We start from the raw sequence: 24,416 nt of genomic DNA, 5'->3' as shown, positions 1-24,416 counted from the left end.
CGCACATTGCAAGTTTTACTATATTTTGCCTACATGAACGAACACAGTAAAGAATTTCTGTACAAGTATCTTAATAATGCCTCTCCTACTGGCTTTGAATCGTCGGGACAGCAGATTTGGCTGGATTATCTTAAACCTTATACCGACGAATACATTGTCGATACATACGGAACCGCCGTAGGGGTCATCGGGCCAGGGAAAGACTATAAAGTGGTCATTGAAGCCCACTCCGACGAAATTTCTTGGTTCGTCAATTATATTTCCGATGATGGCTACATTTTCGTTCGTCGGAATGGCGGTTCTGACGCATTGATTGCACCTTCGATGCGCGTAAACCTGCATACGAAGCAAGGGGTGGTTGAAGGCGTATTTGGCTGGCCCGCTATTCACGTCCGCGATCTGGCGAAAGATACAGCCCCTAAAGTAACGGATTTGTTCATCGATGTGGGTGCGGCTACCAAGCAGGAAGTGCTGGAAATGGGCATTCACGTGGGAACGGTTTGTACGTTCGTGGATGGCTTGACGGAGATGAACAATCGTTATTACGTTGGTCGGGCACTAGACAACCGGATGGGTGGCTTTATGATTGCCGAAGTAGCCCGGCTGCTCAAGGAAAATAATGTAACACTGCCCTTTACGTTATACGTTGTCAATGCCGTACAGGAAGAAATTGGTTTGCGTGGTGCCGAAATGATCGCTCGTCGTCTCCGCCCTGACCTTGCCATCTGTACCGATGTTACCCACGATACGCAGTCACCAAAGTATGATAAGAAAGAGCAGGGCGATCTTAAGTGTGGGGCTGGTCCGGTTTTGTGCTATGGTCCTGCCGTACAGAATAACGTACTCGATTACATGATCGCAGTAGCCGAGCAGCACGAAATTGCTTTTCAGCGGCAAGCCGTTAGCCGATCGACCGGTACGGATACGGATGCGTTTGCTTACGCAACTGAAGGTATTGCTTCAGCACTGATTTCGCTACCGCTCAAGTACATGCACACCACGGTCGAAACAGTGCATATGGATGACGTTCAGAACGTTATCAAATTGATGTATGAAACGTTACTATCCTTAAAAGGCAACGAAGATTTTCGATATATCAAATAATTGCTTTAATCCGTATTTACCAACAAAACACCCGGTGACTTATTAGAAAAGTTACCGGGTATTTTTGTTCAGGGTAGTATTTATTCAAGGAGCTAATTTTACACCGGACCCAACAGCAAAACGTAAACTCCCTCCGGTTTCATAGTTTATAGTGCTTGCTTGAGCTTGATAATTCAAGGGAACATCAACCGAATGCAGAATGCGTACTTTTTGACCACCAACAGGAATCAAACCACATGACCATATAGTTGGATCATCCCAGTTTCCGGCCTTAACCGTATAAATAGTAGAAGCGTCGGGGATAGTAATCGTAGCTGAACCGGCAGGAGAGCCGAAAATAGATGTTGTTACTGTAACAGAATAGACGCCAGGCGTACTAACAATAGCCTGATTGGTGGAGCCTATCTGCGCAGCTCCTGAGCTAAACTGATAAGCGAAACCAGGTCCAGATGGCTTGGCTGTAATCGTGAATAATGTTGTTGAGCAATTTACGGGGCTAGTTGTAGTTAGTGCTGCCTGAACGGGATAGGTAACTTTACGAACACGCTTATTCCCGACATCAGCAATATATAGATTGCCAGCAGCATCTATGACGATGCCATTTGGGCCTGATAATCGAGCATTCGTTGCCACACCTCCATCGCCACTAAATCCGGGGGTCCCACTACCAGCTACCGTAGTCATGATTCCGTTACGATCAACTTTTCGTACGCGACTATAATAGGATTCAGTAATATACATTGATCCATTACTATCAAAAGCAACTTCATAGGGCGTGTTCAATGGAGCATTGGCCGCTACTATATTTTCACCACCATAGCCTGTCGAACCATTACCCACAACCGTCGTAATGATACCAGCGGCATCAACCTTGCGTATCCGATTATTAGACTGGTCAACGATATACAGGTTTTCAGCTTCATCAAGGGCTACACTGACTGGGAAATTCAATTTTGCATTGATGGCTGGACCGCCATCACCACTATATCCGGCACTGGCTGTAGTTCCGGCTACAATTGTGATAATACCTTCTGGAGTAATTTTCAGGACACAGTTGCTGTTGCTAACAGGTACGTACATTGTTCCAGCTTTCGTAACAGCCATTCCATTCGAATTGTAAATACTGGCACTGGAAATGTAGGGCCAGGGGCTGATAAAATCGGGCGTACCATCTCCCGCAATTGTCGTAATACTATTGTTCGTATCAACCCGCCGGATTCGGCTATTGTATTGATCCACAATATATAGATTGCCCGTAGAGTCAAGTCCTACTCCACGCGGATGCCGAAGCTGAGCTTCCGTAGCGGGTCCACCATCGCCAGAATATCCATTAACGCCCGTTCCGGCAATTGTTGTGATGACGCCATTGGGACTAACCTTGCGAATCCGATTTTGAAATCGATCCACCACGTACACATTCCCTTTGGTGTCCACTGTGAGATTGGAGGGAGTATTGAATAGGTATCTTCTGAAGTGAGCGTTGGTTGCTGGCCCACCATCGCCCGTAAATCCCCCAGCAACCGTATTTATAACGCCATCGCTTATGATGCGACGGATGCGATAATTAGTCCGATCAGCAATAGTAAGGTTACCTTCATTGTCAATTTTAATGCCCACGGCAGGGCCAATTAATGCATTTACAGCCAGTTCACCATCGCCCGTAAATCCATCCGTACCATTGCCGACTACAGGCAAAATAGTACCATCGGCACTTATTTTTCGTATCCGACTGTCCTGCTGCGATACGTATACAATTCCAGCGTCATCAACAGCAATATCAACTGGAAGATATACTGCGGCATTGATGGCGGGTCCACCATCGCCAGTAGTTTGGTAGGTGCCATTACCGGCAATAGTCGTAATGATGCCATTCGTATCCACTTTTCGGATACGGTTATTGTTTGAATCAGCAATGTAGAGGTTACCGGCATTGTCAACGGCAATGGCACCAGGAAGAAATAACTGTGCGTTTATGGCTAATCCACCATCTCCACTATAGCCTGAAGTCCCATTTCCAGCTACAGTACTGATCATACCATCGACACCAATTTTCCGAATACGATAATTTTGAGAATCAGCGATATAAAGATTTCCAAGCTTATCAATAGTTACATTTTTGGGATAGTTTACTTGAGCATTTATAGCCACTCCCCCATCACCACTATACCCTTGCGTACCGGTTCCGGTTATGGTCGTAATAGTACCTGCCGTATTTATTTTTCGAATGCGATGATTTTGAGTATCAGCAATGTATACATTACCTGCTGCATCAGCAGTAATACCACGAGGGTCAAGGAATCTAGCATTTAATGCGGAGCCATTATCCCCAGCAAAACCGAGTTCCCCATCGCCAGCCAATGTTGTAACGATGCCATTCGAATCAATTTTCCGAACTCGATAATCGTCTGCATCTAAAATAAAGGTGTTCCCGTTCTTGTCAAATCCAACAGCGATAGGGCCATGAAAAGCAGCATTCAGGGCTGGTTGTCCATCATTAATAGTTGTACCAGAAGCTATGGTTGTGATTACCTGAGCATGTACTCTAAAGTTGATTAAGTAAAGAAAGGCAACGAATAGAGCCGCAAAATGGGTAGACCTTTTACTCACTGAAGAACGCTTACTTTGATTAACAAAATGCAATATTAACCAAAAGCAGTGAACCCTATGTACTTATAGTTATGTGCCTTGTATTCAAGATAAACTAAAAGCTGGTTACACGACCAGCTTTTAGTTTATAATAGTCAGATAAAGTTTTATTTCTTGTATTACCCTATTTCATTCATTGACAGTCAATGGTTTTATTTACCCATTTCGGCGGAAACCACCTTGCCCGCGCTGTCCACCGCCATTGCCATTGCCGCGCTGCTGGAAAGGATCGCGGGGCGGAGTCGTGCCAACACCAAATTTACGTAGGTTATACACGAAGCTTATCATAAAATAGCGATTCAGTACGCGGCTTTGTACTTCTTCGGTATACGTGTCTGTCACGTTCCGAACGATACTTTGGTTCTGATTCAGCAAATCAAACACCTGGAAGCGCAATTCACCCTGATTCTGTTTAAACAACTGCCGCGATAAAGTAGCATTCCAGAGCGTAAACGACTGATTATAATTCGCTGAGCTACCACCGTAGTGATTGTAATAAACATCGGTTGAGAAGGTAAACTTGAGCGGCAGTTGATAAAAGATATCCAGTGTGGCAGTCTGGTTCAGGAAGGTTGTATTTTGCTGAGGTTGCAACGAATACTGAGCCGATTGCCAGCTAATGTTTCCGCCCAGATTCAAATCCAGTTTCTCCGAGAAGTTTGAGCTAATCCGCACACCTTGTCCAATCAACCAGTTTTTGGCCTCGTTGGGTTGATTGTTCACATAACTCTGACCATGATTATACGTCAGGTTGGTGGAGAAGTTCAGATTCGTTTTCTGCAACCCGATTTTAACCGGCTGCCCAAGTACCAGCGATCCATTGACGGTATAATAACCGTTTGTATTTATGGGTGTAGTTGTCTGGGCTCCGTTTGGGGCAAAAACCGTTGAATTAACAATTTTATTATCGGTCCGGCTTGCACTGACAAACGCGAACATATTTCGGAATGTAGCGGAATTAAAGCGATTGAAATTCAGGGTGATATTATGGCTATATTCAGGTTGCAAAGCCGGATTACCATATTGAATATTTAATGGGTTTGTATTATTGGGAACAGGCTGCAACTGACTCACGGATGGAGCATTAATACGTGTGCGATAATTAAAGCGTAACGTCCGCTGTTTACCGAAATTATAGGTAAACAAGGCATTAGGCAGGAAATTGGTAAACGACCGATTAACGCTTCTTTCCCGATATGTAAGGTTATCCGAATTCAGGCTTGCCTGCTGTGCATCTACCCCCAATGCATACGTATATTTCAATCGCTTCGTTTGCCAGGTCAAACCGCCCCGATTCGTGACGTAGTCGTTTATGAAGTTGTTACTCAACAACGAATTCAACTGATCGTACTGATTCGTCAGACTATTGAAATCATTGACAGCCCGGTTCGACGTATTGTGATTATTCGACAGATTATAGTGAAACTCAAGCGTTTGCCGAAGTGAGAGCGGCTCGGTATAGCTCACGTTGATCGTATTGGTCATTGCGCGCGTTTGCTGATTATTGCGCTGATCGATTCGCTGGGTCGTGATGCCCGTGATTGTATCTTTTGTAATGACCCCAGATGTTAGACTCGTTGACGATCCATTAAACTGGTTGAGCGACTTATTGAATCCCTCATTGTCCTGATTATTAGCTGAAATAGTCCAGTTTACCGAAAATGTCCGGCCTTTCTTCTGGAATTTACGAAACAAAAACAACGAATTACTTCCGGTAAATCCATTCCCACTTGAGTTGTAATTTGTCTGGCTTGAGTTGGCCATAACCCCTTCGCTGGTAACGGTCCGGGCATTGCTGCTATTGCTGTAGTTTGAGTTTAGCCACGACAGACTTGGAATTACCCGAATTGTGGTCAGCGTATCGATTCGATAATCGAGTCGAAGATTGAATCGGTTGTTGGTGTTGGTATTATCGGAACCATTCGTCTGATCGCGAATAAATCCAGCATCGGATCGGGCCGGGACTCCCGACGTACCACTAGGAATGACGTTTACGCGGTGACTTTGCTGGTTAGTCAGCGTATTGGTATTGCTGATATTGTAACTACTCACCACGTCGATTTTTTTACCCCAGCCATCCCGGTAGTTGATACCACCGGCCCAGGACGACGTAATGGCGCTACTCCCTACCTGATTGCCACCGCCAAAACTACCTCCACCGGCTCCACCCCGAACGATGTTACTTCCGCCACCACCGCCCTGGCCCTGACCAGCTCCGCCAAAACTATTGCCGAGTCCTAAATCCTGCGCCGTAAAACCCTGTTGGTTGATATTATTAGCCATACCGAGCATCGAAATCTGGCGACCATCATTAAACTGGTTCAAACTGACTCGGCCCGAGTAACGAGCATCGTCACCAGGTTTGGGACCAATTGCGAGCGATTGTTGCCCAAACGATCCTTTCCGTTTATCTCGCTTTGTGGTAATGTTGATGGTTTTCTCCCGATCACCATCGTCTACACCCGAAAAAGTGGATTGTTCAGACGATTGATCAAACAATTGTACTTTATCAATAATATCGGCAGGGAGGTTTCTTGTCGCCATTTTAGGGTCATTACCGAAAAATGGTTTCCCATCAACCAATACTTTCGTGACCGCCTGTCCCTGCGCTTTTATTGCGCCATCGCGGTCAACCTCTACACCGGGTAGTTTCTTCAGCAACTCCTCAACCTGCGCATTTGGGCGGGTTTTAAACGAACCTGCATTAAATTCCAGCGTATCGCCTTTTACAGCAATCGGTGCCCGTTCGCCCTGCACCGATACCTCTGTCAGCGTTTGCGATTGTCCGACAATATCAATCGTTCCGACATCAACCGTGGGATCGCTTGATGTAATCGAAACGGATTTAGCCTTACCCCGATAGCCTACATAAGTTACTAGCACACGGTACTTCCCTTCTGCAATTTTTGGGAAAACGAACTTCCCATCGCCATCTGTAATACCAAACGATACCAGCGATGAATCGCGAGCCGACAGCAACGAGATGGAAGCTTCCATCAGCGGCTTCCGGGTAAGCGAATCGACCACAGCCCCGCTAATCGTACCGCTCGACTGTGCCACGACATTACGTGTCAATAAAGTGCAGCAGAGCGTAAAGAATACGCCAAGGAAAAGTCGTTTCAATATGGATCGGGACGTGTTCATTGTGTAGTTGAGATGGTCTGACAAAGCGTCTTTCAGTAACTGATAGATGGAACGATTTAGTCTGGTATCCAAGGTCTGTGTCCTCACAGACCCAGCACACGCCGGCCGATGTTAACCATTCGGAAGAGTGGTCTGTGAGGATACAGACCTTGGACACCAGACTAAATTCCTTAATTCAACTAAGCATTAATTCCGGCCCTGGAATCCCCCATTCTGCATCATGCGTTGACGAAAATCGGCCATTCCTTTCCGACGGAGTTGCTCCATTTCGTCGGCAGAAACCACTTTAGCATCTTTAGGCGGCTGAACAGAAGCCGCGTCAACGGCTTCCATGGCTACACCCGTTGCCTTATACGATTCATTATCCGATTCGATCAACAGCACAACGCCTTGCGGGGGAGTCAGATCAGCAACAGGCGAATACGTAAACGGCAAATCCGTTGTGTACCAGATTGTATAGGGCATTTTTCGATGCGTCGCCGTCGCCTTGTGGCATACATAGCCAGCAATTTTCTTAGTCTTATCACTAGCTTGCCAATCGGTTACGGCTGGCAGTGGTTTGTCCGTACGATAGGCCGTACTGACCGAATCTTTTTTTACGGTTAATACGTCGATCCGCTGCTTATTAGCCAGATCCAGATACGTCTGTTGCTCAAATGGGAAATTCATCCGCATATTACCAGGACGATTCGCACGGTCGGCAGCCGTTGGTCCACCGCCATCGGGAGACCCACCGCCCCCTTGTCGGCGAAACATCATCGGCCCCTGCTGACGATCCCGCTCTTCTTTAGCCATCGTTCCGGCAAAAACGAGCTTTTGCGTAAACGAAATCGTTTCAGGCATGCCTTCAGGCGCATCGGGGGCACCTGGGCTTCCCGGACGAACTTCCTGACCATTAATAACCATCCGCATCTGCGAACGATCAATCTGACGCATGCCCTCGTAGGTAATTTTACCGGAAACCGACGCGGTCTGCGCCAATGCTGTTGTCGTAATAAGGCCAGCCATCAGGCCAGCGAAAATGACTTGTTTCATGGCGAAATGAGAATTTCTGTATGTAAACGTTGCATAAAATTTTCAACTAGACGCTAAAATCTCGTTAAAAGCGGTTAAATCGGTACTGAGTCGGGAATTTTACCCGTCGAATGACTGGGCTATGAATCCGCAACGCATCATTTCTCTCGTACCGTCACAAACGGAATTACTCTTCGATTTAGGCCTGGATGAAACGCTTGTAGGCATCACAAAATTCTGCATTCATCCTGTTGATAAAGTTACGAACAAGACGATTGTAGGCGGAACTAAAACGCTGAATATTACGAAAATAGAGTCTCTACAACCGGATTTAATTATTGCCAACAAGGAAGAGAATAGTCGTGAACAAATTGAAGCGCTACAACGCCAATACTCGGTTCATATTACAGACGTGGCAACATTGCCGGAGGCAGTTTCTATGATTCAGGAGGTGGGGGCTTTAGTTGGTAAGGCACAGGAAGCCGAAGCCATCGCTCAGCAGATTGCTAACAGCCTATACCCAATTCCTTTTGTTCCTGCTCAGCGTGTTGCTTATTTTATCTGGCGGAATCCATATATGGTTGTAGCGAACGACACATTCATCCATGCAATGCTGGAAATAGCCGGTTTCAAGAATGTCTTTGAGAGTAAAAACCGCTATCCAGAAATTACAGCTAACGAATTAAAATCGGCTCAACCGGATCTGATTTTTCTATCGTCAGAACCTTATCCATTCTCCGAAAAACATATCGCCGAATTGCAGGAAATTTGCCCGTCAGCCCGTGTGATGTTGGTGGATGGCGAGATGTTTTCCTGGTACGGCAGCCGCTTATTGCGGTCGTCAGACTATTTTAAGAACTTGCGGGCTGAAATTGCCCAGCTAATGACATGATTACCGACATCTCGCTGCTCGATCCCAAAGGTACTTACACCTATGCCGACTACCTGAAATGGCAGTTTGACGAAAGCGTAGAGCTAATTCAGGGGAAGCTCTACCGAATGTCTCCGACTCCCAGGCGTGCTCACCAGTTAGCCGTCAGTCATTTATTAGTTGACATTAGTAATTTTTTCGGCAATAAAAGCTGTGAAATTTACACGGCCCCATTCGACGTACGTTTACCTGTTCGTAATGAGCGTAAACCTGATCAGTTACACACTGTCGTACAACCAGATATCTGTGTAATATGCGCTTCCAGTAAATTAGATGATGCTGGTTGTTTAGGCGCTCCTGACTGGATTATCGAAATTACCTCACCCCGAACAACCAAAAACGACTTTAACGAAAAATTCAATCTTTACGAAGAATCGGGTGTGCGAGAGTACTGGATTGTACAACCCAAAGAAAAAACGGTTAGCGTATATGTACTGGAAGATGGACGATATGCGTTGGTTGATGTTTATGAATCCGATGAAATTCCCAGCTGTATATTTCCAGAACTAGTAATTTCTCACGAACGTATTTTCCGCTAAATGCAGACGACTGGCGATACACTTTCAATTGCGTCGATTAATCTGATTCTGTTTGTAGCCCGACAACGCGGTCTTGATGCCGATGCGTTGGCTCGTTCAGTCGGTATTGATCCAGAACGACTGCGCGATCCCGACGGACGTGTACTGATCCGGCAAATACAAGCGCTCTGGCGCGAAATCATAGCCGCAACCAACGATCCAACTATTCCGCTCAAATTGGGTGAACTCGTCAATCCAGTCGCAATCGGTGTGTTGGCTTACGTTATGATGCATAGTGCTACACTTGGGCGGGCATTTGAAAAGCTATGTCAGTATCAGGACATTGTTTGTGAAGGGATTACTACGACCGGATACCTTGATGCATCGGGAAAACAGTTTGTGCTGTCACTCCGAATAACCAGTTCCGATATTATTTACCCCGAATACACGCTAAACTCAGAGTTATCCATTTATCTATCAGCCATGCGGGCGCTGACGGGTTTGCCAATTACTGCGCAGGAAATTCGATTCATTTACCCTCGTCCAGTCGACATTCGCGAGTATAGCCGTGTTTTCGCTCCCGCAAAATTGACCTTCGGCGCATCCATAACTGAAATGGTACTCGATGCGGCTCTACTCGATTTACCCATATTGAACGCGAGTCCAAGTCTGTCGATGCTCTTTGAAAAACACGCGAACGATATATTAACCAAACTCAAAACGCCGTCGCTGAGCAGTCGTGTTAAATCGGAAATTGTTACACTGATGAAAGGTGAAGAACCGACCTTGGCAACGGTTGCCGACCGATTGGCGATGGGAGTACGAACGCTCCAGCTTCACCTAAAAGAGGCCGGAACATCGTATCAGCAATTGCTTGACGAGACCCGAAAAGAACTGGCGGTTCGACACTTAAGCGAACCCAATCTAAGTACAACTGACATTGCTTACTTACTGGGCTTTGCAGAACCAAGCGTTTTTTTTCGCTCGTTTAAAAAATGGACTGGACAAACACCGGGAGCCTACCGGCTGGCGCAGGCTTAGTACTGATAGTCTGCAACTTATAAATTCCCCAGGTTGGTATGCTTGAAGCTATCGAGGTATTTAAGACCATAACCCATCATACGATCCATACTCGAATGGGCAAACAGAATAACTCCCGTTAGCATTAGCATTTGACTTCCCATCATCAGCCCCAGTAAGCCAATTACAATACCCAAACCTTTGTGGTGGACAATATTGTAGAGCACTCCGCCAATGGCCGGATTAATAGCATAGCCAATCATGCTGAGGTCAGGGACCAGGATCAGTGCCGGAAACCACCACCAGGCGAAACTCAGACGAGAAAACAAATAAATAGCTCCCAGAAATTGGATTAGTTCTTCGGATTTTAACAGCGTTTTCATAGGATTTCAGATGATTATTTTATCGTTATACTTGCACAATTTCAGGTGAATTGGCCGGTATAAATGGCCGTTTCAATTCGTGTTCAGAAAACCACTTCAGCGTTTCGGTCAATGCCTGTTTCATCGGTGTCGGGCGGAAATCGGGAAAGGTGGAAAGTAATTTTTCGTCATCAAGCAGAACCGTATTTTCGTAGAGATAGAGCATCTCTTTCACCTCTCGAAGTACAGGCACAAACAGACCTAACAGACTGATTACAAAACGACTATACAGCTTTATTTTCAACGGATGGCCGGTTAGCGCCGTAATTTGCTGAAACCAGGCTCGCATTGTTGAAACCGTCGTTCCGCCATAATTCCAGGTTTCGTAGGCATTGTCAGGTGATTGGGCCCCTAACGTCCACGCCCGTTGCATCAATCGAACGATAAGCTCAGCGGCATCTTTTGTATATACTGACTGATGAGGAATATCGGCGGTTAATAACCAGGGCATAGCTTGCCCCTTCAGCGCATTTACGAAGATGGGTTTTACGCCTTCATTCAGCACATTTGGCCCCCAGAAATCAGGTAGTCGAACATTGATCACACGACAACGGCCAGCCTTAGCAGCGTATTCCATCATGGCTTCGATCTCAACCCGTAATTGTCCTTTTCTAGTACACGGTTGGGGCAACGTTGGGTTTAATCGAGTCTCCTCCCGAATCGGCTCTTTCGCGTTACCGAAATTGTATACGTTGCCGGGAAACACAATTGTAGACCGGCTTTGGGCAGCCGCGTCAATAATTTTTTGAGTAGCCGTATCCATATGACCAAACCACTTGTTATACGGATAATTGATGCCATGAAAGATAAAATCTGTACCGACCGAAAGCTGGTTCAGCAGATTGGTGTCCTGTACATCACCTTCGACAATCGTGAGTGTTGGTTGGTTTGGGAATAATGTTTCAGCTTTCGCTCGATTACGAACGAGGATGGTAACGGGCATTTGGCGAGCGAGAATATTGGCGGTTACAGCATAACCGATGCTGCCAGTGGCTCCCAGAACAAGTGTATTTGCTGTCGTTTTCATTTGGTCCGTGTATCAATTAGCACACGACAAAGGTCTAGCAAAGCAGGAAGCGGATCGCTGACAAACGGCGCAATTCGACTGACAAATTGCGAAAAAGTGTCAGGTGCCTGTTAACTTGAGGGTAGAATTGAGTAGCCAATTATTGTATCGTATAGAACTTTGCCTGTTCAGCAACATCTATCCAAAAAACTGCGTAACCTGTTATGTAGCAACCTCTATTCGATCAAATACCTATTGTGAAACACGTTTTACTGCTTTTAGCCTTTTTCGTCTGCTCATCGGCTCTGGCTCAGATCATTGAAATAGATACGAGCGAGGTGGCTCCACCGCCCATACGCCGAAAAGTTCTGACAGCAGACCCCGAAGATCGATCCGACCAACCTCGATCAAGTAAACATCGGTCGACAGCTGATCAGGAATCGGACTACCTGTTGCTGCATCAATTACGGGAAATTCAAACCTGGTACGTAGGAGCTGAAGGTGGATTTCGGAGTGATGGCAGTCTGCTAACGAATTCGCTTGATGGGCTTTTAAAGAATGCCTCACAAACAAAAGCGGTTTGGAGTATTTTGGTAGGTTACACCTATCGCAATGCCTGGGCAATCGAATCGGGCTATACACATGCGCCTATTCATCTAAACATTACGATTCCCAATGGTAATACTCCGTTAGTGTACACGTACCAGAATAGTGGCGCAGGCATTCCTTTACGATTGAAACGGCGGATTGGCTCCGGCAAGCGATCAGACAGTGGCACAGGTTTCTGGCTTACAGCTGGCGGATGGCTCATTCCGAATGGAAACCCAACATTCGACGGATTCAATCTGATAGGTTATAGTTATAGCGGTCGTGGAAATCGGGTCGATACGCTCCGGCTTACCAATACGACCAAAACCAGCCCAATCACTGGATTGGCCGAAGCAGGTGTCGATTATACAGCGCGATTATCTCCCTCGTTCGAGTTGGGCGGTTACGTGCGTAAATTCTGGGGCTTTGGCGAGGCTATCCGTTCTGATATTACGTATACTGTCAATAAAAAGACTGAGCAGATAGCTTCGGTTACGGCTAACGGCACAGGCTGGAGTTTTGGCATTACTCTCCGTTACATTTATGGAAAGCAGCACGAGCTAAAGGAGGCTAAATCAACTCGCTGATCAGACCAGTTTTTTCACGTCCAACACCCGGATTTTATTTTCCTCCGCTTTTTTCAGTGTTTCGGGCGAATAATCGGATAACCGGACATTCTCCTGCATATCGGCCCGCTTCTGAATGTGCTGTTCCAGATACCGATCGAGGTGTTTGCCCTCCAGGCCGTAGCTAAAAAATAAAGAAACCCGTTCGCCCTGTTGTTCACGAAATAGAAAATCAGGCAACCGATTTTCTAATCCAACGTGCAAAGGCAGGTTGTTTAGTAGCTTCATCCGACGGGCATTACCGCTGTGCAACGTCCGCATATTCCAGACGACGATATCCCCGGCACGCGTATCAGCAAATACGTCGGCGCCATCGGCCGCATTGTGGCTACCCGATTTAAAGCGAATACCCCCGCTATAGGTATCGTGATTTTGCAGATAAATCCCAAACCGAATTAGCGGATATGTACCATCCCAGTCGGCTCCCTGCCCGAACTGATATCGGTCAATATTATCACGGTGAAAACCACGGGTTCCGGTGCCAATCTGATACGTACTATCGGAGAAATAAACAGGCGTGTCGCCCAACAATTCGGTCGCAATTTCCACAATGCGCGAGTCGTAAATAACCCAGCCTAAACCGTCCTTACTCAACAAGTCTCCTTTTACAGAGGCCGCCTGTTTTACCTGTTTCACCAACCCCAGCTTCTGCTGTTTGTCGCGGTAGTCATAAGCTGCCTGCCGCAATTGGTTGACTTCTTCAGTTGTAAAAACGTTTCGGACAATCAGATAGCCTTGTTGGTCAAATTGCTCCCGGCGTGTCATGGTTCTTTCGTGGTTTTGACTTCAAAATTGCCGTATTCCGGTTTTTATTCCAAATAAGCAGACAATTCTTAGGCGCACTCTCCTTAATTAAAAGACGATTGATAACCGATCATTATTGCGGACGCTTAAATAGCCCGACATACCCGGCTTTTCCTAATACGTGTCCTTCAATGGCCTTTAGCACATTCGTACGTGTTTCCAGGCTTTCAGCACTGGGTTTTACGTCGAGTTTGGTATCCAGCGCAAACAATTCAAAGACATAATGATGTAAAGGCCCCGAAGCGGCAGCGCCTGGCCCGCGATACGATGGCGTAAAGACATTTATCTGGTAACTCCCATCTGGTAATTGAGCACCACCCGGAATTCCTTCAGGTAACCCAGTAAGGTTCCCCGGAATATTCCAGACCAGCCAATGAAGATTATCTTCTGCCGTTTTATTCCGCGATACATCCACATCATGCATATACAGCACAAAGCTCTGTGTACCAGCGGGTACATCAGACCAATTTAAGGCAGGTGAGGTTCCACCACCCGGAGCCGCTCCGGGTGCAGCCTGTGTGTATTTGATTGGGATAATGCCTCCATCGGCAAAGGCAGTTGTCGTTAGCCGCAGGGGTGGGGGTGTTGGCGTTGTGGCTGGCTGCTGTTGAGCAAACGCACTAAAAACGGCACTGATCAGTATGGAAACTGTAAGAATCAATCGATCCATAACAAAGCTAGGTTTAGTGTACCATCATCAACCTGAAGGAGCTGATGATGGTAAAGATAAACCAGCAATTACTATAAATAGCCCAGACAAGGTGAATCGTTAGCGTTTCGCCCTCTCCTATTCGGCTTGCTTTCCCCGTGCCAGAACAGTTGGCGCATTTCGATCCGATCGCAGACGAGCCACGCGAATACCCGACAGGGGTTTGTGCCATAGCACATAATCACTCAATGGATAACTCGTAATCACTACAGCACCCTGGTCGGACGATGCGTGCAAAAGGTGCATCCGGCCATCTGGTTGTCGAACGGCCAGTCCCACGTGTTTCATATCTAAGCCGGGTCGGGCGGCTGTCAGCATGACAATATCGCCTTCACGCAAATGCGCTTCGGCCTGACGAATGTTTTTCTTGGGAATAAAAGCAAAGGACTGCTGACTCAGTGAAGCTTCCACGTCTGCCACTTGTTTCAGCACAGCCGGATCTGTTAAACGGGGATATTTATACGTTGCGGTGGTCATGTAGGAAACCGCTTTGGCCACAGACAAGCTACCTGGCAATTCGTGAGTTACATCGGTAACCAATCCTTTTCGTTCATTATCCCGGAGCCAATCCGAGAAGTAATGCAATCGACTCGCATAACCCTCTATCTGCCCATTGCGATAACGCAACTTGGTTAGATACGCCCGAAAGGTTTGCTCAAAAAGCGACTTATTCTGCTTATCCGCTACATCCTGCCAGGCTAGCGAAAGTGCTAATACCGTTTCCAGATAGGTGGTACAGTCAAACTCGTTGTTATTGATCACGAGTTGTTCCGTCGGATTTACGTCGAGCGTGTGCGGAACGTAGGGTTTACCGATAAACTGTTTCCCGATGGCGACGGTCATTTCAGACGACGTCATCCCACCCGCGTTGCCGAGCGAGTGAAGCACAGGAGCAAACGTAATCTCCTGAGCTTTCGACACAAAGGGAACCAACAGTATAACAAATACCGCGACTATTTTCAGCATAGTGATAGGTTAAGATTCTGCCTTTAGTCTTAAGACAAAGTCAGTAGCGAAAAGTACCAAAAATTTATGACTTTATTTCCATGACCCGCACACTTCTTGGCGGTAATACTAACGACACCCCAGTTGAACCAGTTGCTTCGAGCGTTGTATCGGTCAGGAAAATGTCTGTAAACTGATAGGTCTGCTGAGCATTCAACCGCATGGCGTCGAAGGCATTGCCAGGAATCTGAACGATAGTGTCGTAGGTAGCTAGATTTGAGAAGTTACAGATAATCAGCAACTTTTGGCGATCCGTATAGCGTAAATAACTATATAGGTGGTGCGCATTATAGCCCGGACTTTGCCCATTATCATTCACGTATTGCAAATCGTAGAAATAGCCGTTTTGGATGGCATCCGACTCTTTAACCAGATGATTTAATCGCTGGTAAAAAGCGCGCAGATTGCGTTGATCTTCGGTCAATCGTTCGCCATCAAACTTTCCTTCATTCAGCCAGGCTTGCCAACGCGGCATTCCCCAATAATCGAAGATTGTCGTACGTCCATCGTCGCCACTAAACCCTTCCGAACCCTCCGCTTTCACACCTACTTCTTGACCAAAATAAATCAACATAGGACCGGTGTGCATGGTTGCAGTAAGGGTCATGCCAGGTACGGCTGTCCAGGGATCGTTGGCAAAAAAACGGGAGGCAATCCGCTGTTCATCGTGCGTTTCCAGAAAGCGAAGCATATGCTGGGCAAAATCGCCGGATTCCTGCTGCCATACACGGGTAAGATCGTAACAGGAACCATGCCCTTCCATCAGTCGACGAACGGCATCGTAAAGACCAACTTTGTCGTAGAGGTAATCGAAGCCACCTACAAAAATGAACGATCGGTATAGACCCGGATCATAAATTTCAGCAATGAAAATCAGGTGAGGAAATCGTCGTTTTACCTGATTAATCGCCCAATGCCAGAATTCAACGGGCACCAAATGGGCCATATCACACCGAAAACCATCAACGCCCTTCTCAGCCCAGAACAGCAAAATATCAAGCATCTGATGCCAGGTCGACGGCATTGGATCAACGTGCAGGGAACCATCGAAAACGTTAAAGCCATAATTGAGTTTTACGGTTTCATACCAGTCATTTACATCAGGGGTCGCCGTAATTGAGCCGCTTCCTGTCACCTTAGCCGGAAATTCCTGAATTTTATTCTGAGGGTTGTGACTACTATCTGGCGAGACAAATTGCTGGCCGGGTAAATAATAAAAATTATTGGTCGTCGAAAAATTGACCGTTGTATCGTCGTTCTGCCCCAGATCAACCACACCCGCTGGCTTTACATCCGACTGATATTGCCGGGCTACATGGTTCGGAACAAAGTCAATAATTACCTTCAAACCATACGCATGTGTACGTTGCACCAATGCCTCAAACTCAGCCATTCGATCTGGCACACTCACCGCAAGATCGGGATCGACATCATAATAATCTTTGACTGCATATGGAGAACCAGCGCGCCCTTTGACTACATTCGGATCATCTGGGCGAATGCCATATTCGGAGTAATCAGTCTGCATAGCGTGTTCCAGAATTCCGGTAAACCAGACGTGTGTAGCCCCAAACTGACGGATCGATTGTAAAGCCGCATCATTGATGTCATTGAACTTACCGACCCCATTTTCATCACGACTTCCATTCCAGCGATTGGTGATATTCTGATTGCCAAACAGTCGGGTGAAAATCTGGTAAATAATCAGTTTGTCCATCACTGGAGCAGCAGATGCAGTATACATAGTGGCAAAAAATCAGGTTGTGTAACAAATCAGGATTACTGCCACAAAACTAGCCCCTTTTCAGTTTGGAATAGTGCGATAAATAGGTTTTGTCGCACGAATTGGTGCAGAATACTGTCTTTCAAACAGTTTAAATGGTCATTTTAACGAAGACACAGTAACACAATCAAAAGGAATTTTCCAGTCGTTCCGTAGTTATTTTCCAGTTGATTGCTGAGAATCACTTACTGCCTTACTGATCTTATAAAGCTATTAAAAGTAGTTTTACTTACCCCCCAGTTAGGCGCTGGGATGTTACCCCATACCTCCGGATTATCAGCCAAATTGAAATAACAAACACCTGTTATTTCAGGATGATCGTTAATAACTTTGGCCGCTTCCTTAAGCCATTCCTGCTGAAATTCTTTTGGGCCTTTTACGCCAAATTCTGTAATAAAAATAGGTTTATGTGCAAATCGCATCCGGTAATATTTACGCTGATAAATTGTCTTAAATGATTCCTGTTTGGTCGGGTCTGTTATATTCTTATCAGGTAAGCCATAGATGGCCATACTTATATAATCAACAACATCAGAACCAGGCCACCATTCCATAGAACCGCGATCGCCCGCTGGCCCCCAAACTCGTTTAATATTGTCAGCTTTATTAGCATTAAAGGTCATAAAATAGCGAAAGGCTTTAATATATAGCGTTGGGTCTTTACTTTGCCAAGGGTAGCGTTTAATGGGAATTTCCATTTCATGAGCAAACCGTAAATAAACAGTCTGACCCGAGTTAGAAATAGTTTGGTAAACTTGCCTAAATTCTTCATCATATACACCATTAATCGTGTTTGCCAACACACTGGAATCAGGTCGGTTTTTTTTATCTCGCCATGGTTCAATTGTAACGATCACATCGTTCTTGCGCGCGATAATATCCTTAAAGTCTTTTTGAAAAGCACCGCTCTGTATATTTCCTAAATCGACAAAGATGTGTTCAATACTAACTTGATTTAAGTTTGCCAGAACTAGCTTAGGGTCATATACGCCCACTTTTACTTTTTCTGATAATCTACCCATCGGATCTTTGAGAGAATTTGTATCACTAACTGTCTTATAAATTATAGATTCTTCTGATTTTATTTGATTTACAGCGGCCTCGTATTGACTGGTAATTGACTGATTTTGTTTCAACTTCTCTGTTCCCAAAATAAGAATAGGCTTATCCATAAATCGCATTCGCTGTATTTTGCGTTTAATCGCAACAGCAATGGATGGCTCTTTGGGATAAGCTGTCGTCAATAATTCAGATTTACTATCCAGGGTAATATTTAGAAGGTCAACAACGTCTGGTCCTGGCCAATATTCTTCGACACCTGGATAACCCGATGTACCCCATACAATACGAATATTTTTTGCTAAAGATTTACAAAGAATTGAGAAATGCCGAAAGGTATCAATATACGCAATAGGCGATTTATATTGCCAGGCATAGAGATTAACTGGCACCTCCATATCCGGATTAAAGCGAAGGTAAATCGTTTTATCTATTCCAGCTAAAAAAGCACAAAGCTCCCGAATATCTTTATCACATGATTTAGTCAAATCACCCTGATCAGATGATCCTTGAAAGGCTGACGAACATTCTACAGTAATCATACAAATTCCATCTGTAGGCGCTTCTGAAAACAGCTGCTCAAGTTGTGGTTTGTTAAGTGACTGTCCTAACAGTATCCGTGTATGAACAAAGGACGTTGGATCAATTTGCTGTACTTGATGCGTACGGTCGACTAAACCAATGATAAACTCTTCAACTAGTTGATTTGGCAACAAGGCAGCCAATTTGTCTCTCTTTTTTAGTAAGTGTATATTATTGATCAGCAAAAATGCGATGACGACCCCAGATAAGTAGAAAATATATTTTTTTTTCATCTCATTTAGTTATAACTAGGATAAAATTATCACCAAAATGGCGATATATTTGCCAATATATTTTAATTATTAAAAATAAAGTAACATATAACACACTCAACTTATCGTTAATTTTTCATTAAACAGCCATTGATCCGCTAGTAAGTAGTCCAAAAATCATGATGAAAATCATGAGATTATCGACGAGACGTGTCTAACCTCCTTGAATAAAGTAGCGAAAGTGCAAGTAAAAATCATCAACATATAGTTGAAATAACCTCTATATTTTTCTTCGGCTTTATAAAAATGCGCAGTCTGTATTCATTTATATTAATAGGCTTTAGTTTAACTATTGGGCTTTTATCCTGTCGACATGAGACTACTAATTCCCCACTAAAAAAAGTGGCAATTAGTAAAGAGAATGGCAAATACCGCTTGTACCGAAATGGCAAACCTTTCACGATTAAAGGGGCGGCTGGTTATTCGCATTTTAGTGAATTGAATAAGCTAGGAGGAAATACAATACGAATATGGGACACATTAAATCTATCTAGTATTTTAGATAGTGCTTGGGCGAATAACATAGCGGTTATTGTTGGCCTCCCAATTCCAAATAATGATGATTACATGTCTTATTATAATGATCCCACGAAAGCGTCAATTCAATATAAATTGTGTAAAAAAATTGTAAATAAATTTAAAAACCATCCGGCACTCCTCATGTGGTGCGTTGGCAATGAACTATCGTTTCCTTATAAATTATCGTACAACAATTTTTACAGTTCATTTAATGACATAGTTGACATGATCCATCACGACGATCCGGATCACCCTGTAACAACTACAATTTTAAATTTCGACAAAGATTATCTCATAACGTTATCCTTACGTTGCAATGTTGATATTATTTCTTTTAACATTTTTAATCGGATAAATGACTTAAAAAGTGACCTAGAAAATTTTTCATGGTTCTGGAATGGCCCTTATTTATTAACTGAATGGGGCATTGATGGTCCCTGGCCAAACTCAGAACAGACAGCCTGGGGAGTATTTATAGAAAACACAAGTACCAAAAAGGCACAATTGCTCCTGAATCGTTATAAACAATTTGTACCCGTAAATGATCCTAGATTTCTAGGTGCCTTTATATTTTTCTGGGGGCATAAGCAAGAAACTACACCAACCTGGTTTAGTATTTTTGATGAAAAAGGGGCGCGGTCGGAGATTTTGAACACAATGAATTATATATGGGCTGGCAAAAAAGACACTTACAAAATGCCTGCAGTAAACTATATGCTGGTCGACTCGAAAGGTGCGCGTGATAATATCTTATTAAGTCCGGGTGAATCCTCAACGGCCGAAGTATTTATGGAAACGCTTTCTGATTCCGTCAAAATAGTGGATTGGCAGATTGTTCGGGAAGATTGGTATAAAGAAAACAATATAAATATCGACCGAAAAAATATACCGCTCAAGCATGTTTTTAAAAACCAGAATAAATTAAAAGCAACCTTTATTTCTCCAGCATTGGAAGGACCCTATCGAATATCAGCTACCATTTATGACAATCAGGGAAATTTTGCGACTTGTAATACGCCATTTTATGTGGTGAGCGACAAATGAAACTAACTTTATCCGCAAAAGCCCCTTCTCGAAAGGAACGATTTACCTTTCGGCTAATGATTATTTTGGGTCTGGTAGCCATGATTTTTTTTATGGACCAGGTTGTGTCGGTAGCAGTCCGGGGCAATAAGTATTTGTACGCACTTCTTCTATTGACCTTTGCCTATAACTGCCTGACAATTCTTCATGAGTGGATTCACTATTTCTGTATAACCGTCCCGAAAACACCACCCATTTCGAAGGTTTATACGGTTGATATTTTCACTACTTTCTGCGCCGGAGAGCCTTATAGCATGATTGAGGAAACGTTAACGGCAATCCAGGCCATAACTTATCCTCATGAAACCTACCTCTGCGATGAAGCCGATGATCCTTACCTGCGGGATATGTGCCGTCAGTTGGGTGTTCATCATGTTACTAGAACGGATAAACGGAATGCGAAAGCCGGAAACATCAATAATGCACTGAGCAAATCATCCGGTGAATTATGTGTTGTTCTGGACCCGGATCATGTCCCCTTTCCCAATTTTTTAGATCCGATTGTCGCGCATTTTGACGACCCCAAAATTGGGTATGTCCAGATCGTTCAGGCCTATAAAAACCACGACGAAAGCCTGATTGCCAAAGGCGCTGCTCAACAGACGTATCAGTTTTATGGACCGATGATGATGACCATGAACGCGTACGGAACGGTATTAGCCATCGGGGCAAATTGCACGTTTCGACGTACGGCTCTTGAATCAATTGGCGGCCATGCGGCTGGATTGGCCGAAGACATGCACACCTCCATGCAGCTACATGCCAAAGGCTGGAAATCGCTGTATGTTCCGTCTGTTTTAGCTCGTGGATTGGTACCCTCAACATTATCAGCCTATTATAAGCAGCAATTGAAATGGTCGCGTGGGGTTTTTGAATTACTTGTCAGCACCTATCCCAGGCTTTTTCGTCAATTCACCTGGCAACAAAAATTACATTACGGTGTAATTCCGTTGCATTACATGTCCGGATTTATTTTCCTGATCAACTTTATTATTCCCATCATCGCGGTATTTTTTGGCGTCAGTCCTATAGAAATCGATGTGGTGGATTTTGGCTTGATTGCCTTACCTTTTGTTTCAGCTGTTGTCCTGATCCGACATTACGCCCAGGAGTGGGTGATGGAAGACAAAGAACGGGGATTTCATGTGGTCGGCGGACTTCTCACGATCGGAACCTGGTGGGTATTCATAACCGGTTTTGTTTATACGATTATCCGAAAAAATGTTCCCTACATTCCTACGCCCAAAGACAATCAGGAAGCCGATAACTGGGCCCTAAATATCCCTAATCTTATTGTGATTGGCCTTTCGATAGCGGCAGGCGTGTACGGCTTATCCAAGGATTGGAATCCGTATAACCTGGCTATGGCTGGTTTTGCCGTTGTTAACTCACTGATCCTGAGCTTTACCGTTCTGGCTAGTCGACAGATGCAGTTCGAACGGGTAGTTGATCAGCTTCCGTGGCTAAGTCGTTTCATGCATGGCGTCAAAGCGTTTAAAATTAACTTCTGGCTGGTACGACGCCGGATTTATACCAATGTGCGGAATATCGCTTTGCCGATAACCTTTCTGCTGGCTTGCTGGATTTTTTATGTTGCTTATACGAAAGTGGGTGGTGAAGGAAATCTTTCACGTACATCCATGAAGAGGAGTCATCTTACGCTGGGTTCTATTTTCCCTGAACGACTCTCAGCTATGGCTCCTTTGAGCAATCAGTCCCCTCTACATATAACTCCTTTGCCCCTCGGTGATGCCCCAGAAAGTATAGTATCAACTACATTGGCTGATTCAATTTATCAAACCGGGGCCTTTCCAATCATAACCTGGGATCCTGGACAAGCTCATCAGAATAATGACTTACCTATTTTTCAGCGCATCTATAAAGGAGAATACGATCAATATTTAGATAATTTTTCCGCGCAAATCAAAGCCTTGGAACGCCCGATTTACGTTTGCTTTGCGCCTGGTTCAGGGACTTCTTCAGCCGCGAAGGATAGTATACAGCGTGAGTTTAAATCTGCCTGGAAATATGTTTATACCTATTTCAGTAACCACGGAGCCAACAACGCGATCTGGGTTTGGAGTCCCGGCAGCTCAACTGCTTTGAGTTCGTATTTTCCCGGAAAAGACTACGTAGATTGGATCGGTCTGACGGATATCAAGACGGATTCTTCTTTTGCGAAGTCCTACCAGCCTTACCATCAGCATCCGATTTTCAGGTCTGGTCTGCCAGTTATGCTCATCAAAACGAACGCACCGGTAGATGAAACCTCTTTAAAGCCCTATCGAGTTAAATACCCTGAACTTCAAAGTATAGTTGCAGTAAATCAGTCGGATTTGCGACAAAAACAGGGTGAGTCAAAAACCTCAGCAGTTCCTAAACTTCAGACGCTGAATCAGCAGAATATCTCTACTGATTCATTATTGAAACGAATACCGCTTTCAAATTCCTTTGGCGTAACGTATACAAAAGGCCAGGACTGGAACAAAAACCTAACTAGCTTTTCAAAAAAAGAACTACTAGCCGACATCAACGAAATGAAATGGTGGAAGGTGAATACGATACGGCGATACGGACCTTCTGTTTACGATTATAATATTCTGAATGCCGCTCGATCCGCCAATATGAACATTCAGTACGGATACTGGATTCCAGACTATTTAAATTTCCGGACGGGTCAGGACCAACTGGACGAACTGAGCAGCCAGATTTTGAAGCGTGTTCGTGAACTAAAAGATGAAAAGGCTATTCTATCCTGGCATGTAGGAAATGCCGTTTTTCAGAATCTGAACCGCTATTATGTCAAGCCCGAATTACTTTATCAGCAGGATGCGTACTTACGGTGGCTCAAAAAATTAGTTCTGGAAATCAAACAAATAGATCCTGATCGGGCAATCACTATTGACGTAAATGCATCGGAAACGCTGCCTGAAACGGTTACCACGATTTCCCGGATTATTCCCCAAATTGATTCGTATGGAGTAGTGCTCGAAGGGTCTAGTAAGATGTTAGCGCTTAGCCGGATAAACGACTTATCGGTGCCTTATTTTTTCAGCTCGATTAAGGTGGCCGACTATGCCAAAGTAGTGAACAAAAAAACCAGTGTATTCTTTCCGAACTGGCAGGATGAGCAAACGATAGAAGGCGTAACGTTCAACGGACTTAAGGATCACTGGGGGCGAAACAAATTTTCGCTGTTGCAACTCTGGCATATTCAGAAAAGAATACCACTCACTGATTCTCAACCTGTCGTCAAGGTTTTAAAACCCGCTCTGGCAACGGTGCCTTATAAAGAACTTATGTATCACGCTATCATTAAGAAAAAGGGGAAATGGAGTCTGGTGGATTCTACGTCATCGAATCTACGCTTTGAATGGAAACTCGTTCAACTGGATCAGCAGAGAAATCCAGTGGCTATCAAAGAGGTAGGAAAGGGCGCTAACCTGAAGCTAACCATTCCTACGAATCCTTTATCGCATCGCTTGATGCTGTACACCCTGTCGGGACCAAACGTAGTTCAAATCACCGACTCTCCGCTCAATACACCTTTATTTCCCAAGCCATAAAATGAAGTGTATGGG

The 24,416-nt window shown here is 44.8% G+C and carries 17 protein-coding genes; 7 read left to right on the top strand and 10 right to left on the bottom strand.

Going from position 1 to position 24,416, the window contains the following annotated elements:
* Positions 1–33: 33 nt before the first annotated feature.
* On the top strand, positions 34–1,104 hold the full coding sequence (locus ACYVE4_RS00905; RefSeq protein WP_460994891.1) for a M42 family metallopeptidase: 1,071 nt from the start codon (positions 34–36) through the stop codon (positions 1,102–1,104).
* 84 nt (positions 1,105–1,188) lie between these two features.
* On the opposite strand, the gene ACYVE4_RS00900 is transcribed toward ACYVE4_RS00905, so the two are convergent.
* The 3 genes from ACYVE4_RS00900 to ACYVE4_RS00890 all read right to left on the bottom strand — a co-directional run bounded on the left by ACYVE4_RS00900 (position 1,189) and on the right by ACYVE4_RS00890 (position 7,929).
* On the bottom strand, positions 1,189–3,711 hold the full coding sequence (locus tag ACYVE4_RS00900) for an NHL repeat-containing protein (RefSeq protein ID WP_460994890.1): 2,523 nt from the start codon (positions 3,709–3,711) through the stop codon (positions 1,189–1,191).
* Positions 3,712–3,906: 195 nt separating this feature from the next.
* The gene (locus ACYVE4_RS00895; protein ID WP_460994889.1) at positions 3,907–6,894 is read right to left on the bottom strand and encodes an outer membrane beta-barrel protein; all 2,988 of its coding nucleotides are present in this window, start codon (positions 6,892–6,894) and stop codon (positions 3,907–3,909) included.
* Positions 6,895–7,080: 186 nt separating this feature from the next.
* Positions 7,081–7,929, bottom strand: coding sequence for a GLPGLI family protein (locus ACYVE4_RS00890; RefSeq protein WP_460994888.1), 849 nt, complete (start codon positions 7,927–7,929; stop codon positions 7,081–7,083).
* 121 nt (positions 7,930–8,050) lie between these two features.
* On the opposite strand from ACYVE4_RS00890, the gene ACYVE4_RS00885 reads away from it, so the two are divergent.
* From ACYVE4_RS00885 to ACYVE4_RS00875, 3 genes are read left to right on the top strand one after another with little or no spacing between them, the layout of a single operon-like run.
* On the top strand, positions 8,051–8,800 hold the full coding sequence (locus ACYVE4_RS00885; protein ID WP_460994887.1) for a helical backbone metal receptor: 750 nt from the start codon (positions 8,051–8,053) through the stop codon (positions 8,798–8,800).
* Complete coding sequence (locus ACYVE4_RS00880; protein ID WP_460994886.1) at positions 8,797–9,378, top strand: Uma2 family endonuclease; 582 nt, start codon at positions 8,797–8,799, stop codon at positions 9,376–9,378. The genes ACYVE4_RS00885 and ACYVE4_RS00880 overlap by 4 nt, the downstream gene beginning before the upstream one ends.
* On the top strand, positions 9,379–10,398 hold the full coding sequence (locus ACYVE4_RS00875; protein WP_460994885.1) for an AraC family transcriptional regulator: 1,020 nt from the start codon (positions 9,379–9,381) through the stop codon (positions 10,396–10,398).
* Positions 10,399–10,415: 17 nt separating this feature from the next.
* Here the strand turns inward: ACYVE4_RS00875 and ACYVE4_RS00870 are convergent, their stop codons facing one another.
* Positions 10,416–10,760: a DUF4260 domain-containing protein gene (locus ACYVE4_RS00870; protein ID WP_460994884.1), complete on the bottom strand. Its 345-nt coding sequence runs from the start codon at positions 10,758–10,760 to the stop codon at positions 10,416–10,418.
* A gap of 25 nt (positions 10,761–10,785) precedes the next feature.
* Complete coding sequence (locus ACYVE4_RS00865; RefSeq protein WP_460994883.1) at positions 10,786–11,826, bottom strand: NAD-dependent epimerase/dehydratase family protein; 1,041 nt, start codon at positions 11,824–11,826, stop codon at positions 10,786–10,788.
* Between the two features lie 236 nt (positions 11,827–12,062).
* On the opposite strand from ACYVE4_RS00865, the gene ACYVE4_RS00860 reads away from it, so the two are divergent.
* Positions 12,063–12,980: a hypothetical protein gene (locus tag ACYVE4_RS00860; protein WP_460994882.1), complete on the top strand. Its 918-nt coding sequence runs from the start codon at positions 12,063–12,065 to the stop codon at positions 12,978–12,980.
* On the opposite strand, the gene ACYVE4_RS00855 is transcribed toward ACYVE4_RS00860, so the two are convergent.
* From ACYVE4_RS00855 to ACYVE4_RS00835, 5 genes are all read right to left on the bottom strand, one after another.
* Positions 12,981–13,784, bottom strand: coding sequence for a phytanoyl-CoA dioxygenase family protein (locus ACYVE4_RS00855; protein WP_460994881.1), 804 nt, complete (start codon positions 13,782–13,784; stop codon positions 12,981–12,983).
* A 112-nt stretch (positions 13,785–13,896) separates the two neighbouring features.
* The gene (locus ACYVE4_RS00850) at positions 13,897–14,493 is read right to left on the bottom strand and encodes a YbhB/YbcL family Raf kinase inhibitor-like protein (protein WP_460994880.1); all 597 of its coding nucleotides are present in this window, start codon (positions 14,491–14,493) and stop codon (positions 13,897–13,899) included.
* A 117-nt stretch (positions 14,494–14,610) separates the two neighbouring features.
* Entirely contained in the window at positions 14,611–15,498 is an 888-nt protein-coding gene (locus tag ACYVE4_RS00845; RefSeq protein WP_460994879.1) for an N-acetylmuramoyl-L-alanine amidase-like domain-containing protein, read from the bottom strand.
* 64 nt (positions 15,499–15,562) lie between these two features.
* A complete protein-coding gene (locus tag ACYVE4_RS00840; RefSeq protein ID WP_460994878.1) occupies positions 15,563–17,281 on the bottom strand; it encodes an alpha-amylase family protein in 1,719 nt (572 codons plus the stop codon).
* A gap of 224 nt (positions 17,282–17,505) precedes the next feature.
* Complete coding sequence (locus ACYVE4_RS00835) at positions 17,506–19,194, bottom strand: hypothetical protein (RefSeq protein ID WP_460994877.1); 1,689 nt, start codon at positions 19,192–19,194, stop codon at positions 17,506–17,508.
* Between the two features lie 285 nt (positions 19,195–19,479).
* Between ACYVE4_RS00835 and ACYVE4_RS00830 the strand changes: the two genes are divergently transcribed.
* Together ACYVE4_RS00830 and ACYVE4_RS00825 are read left to right on the top strand one after the other, a co-directional pair.
* The gene (locus tag ACYVE4_RS00830) at positions 19,480–20,796 is read left to right on the top strand and encodes a glycoside hydrolase family 2 TIM barrel-domain containing protein (RefSeq protein WP_460994876.1); all 1,317 of its coding nucleotides are present in this window, start codon (positions 19,480–19,482) and stop codon (positions 20,794–20,796) included.
* Positions 20,793–24,401, top strand: coding sequence for a glycosyltransferase family 2 protein (locus ACYVE4_RS00825; RefSeq protein WP_460994875.1), 3,609 nt, complete (start codon positions 20,793–20,795; stop codon positions 24,399–24,401). The genes ACYVE4_RS00830 and ACYVE4_RS00825 overlap by 4 nt, the downstream gene beginning before the upstream one ends.
* Positions 24,402–24,416 lie beyond the last annotated feature (15 nt).

This window comes from Spirosoma harenae, assembly GCF_054776975.1.
Note: the sequence above shows the minus strand (reverse complement) of the source record. Positions and strands in the feature narration are given on the sequence as shown.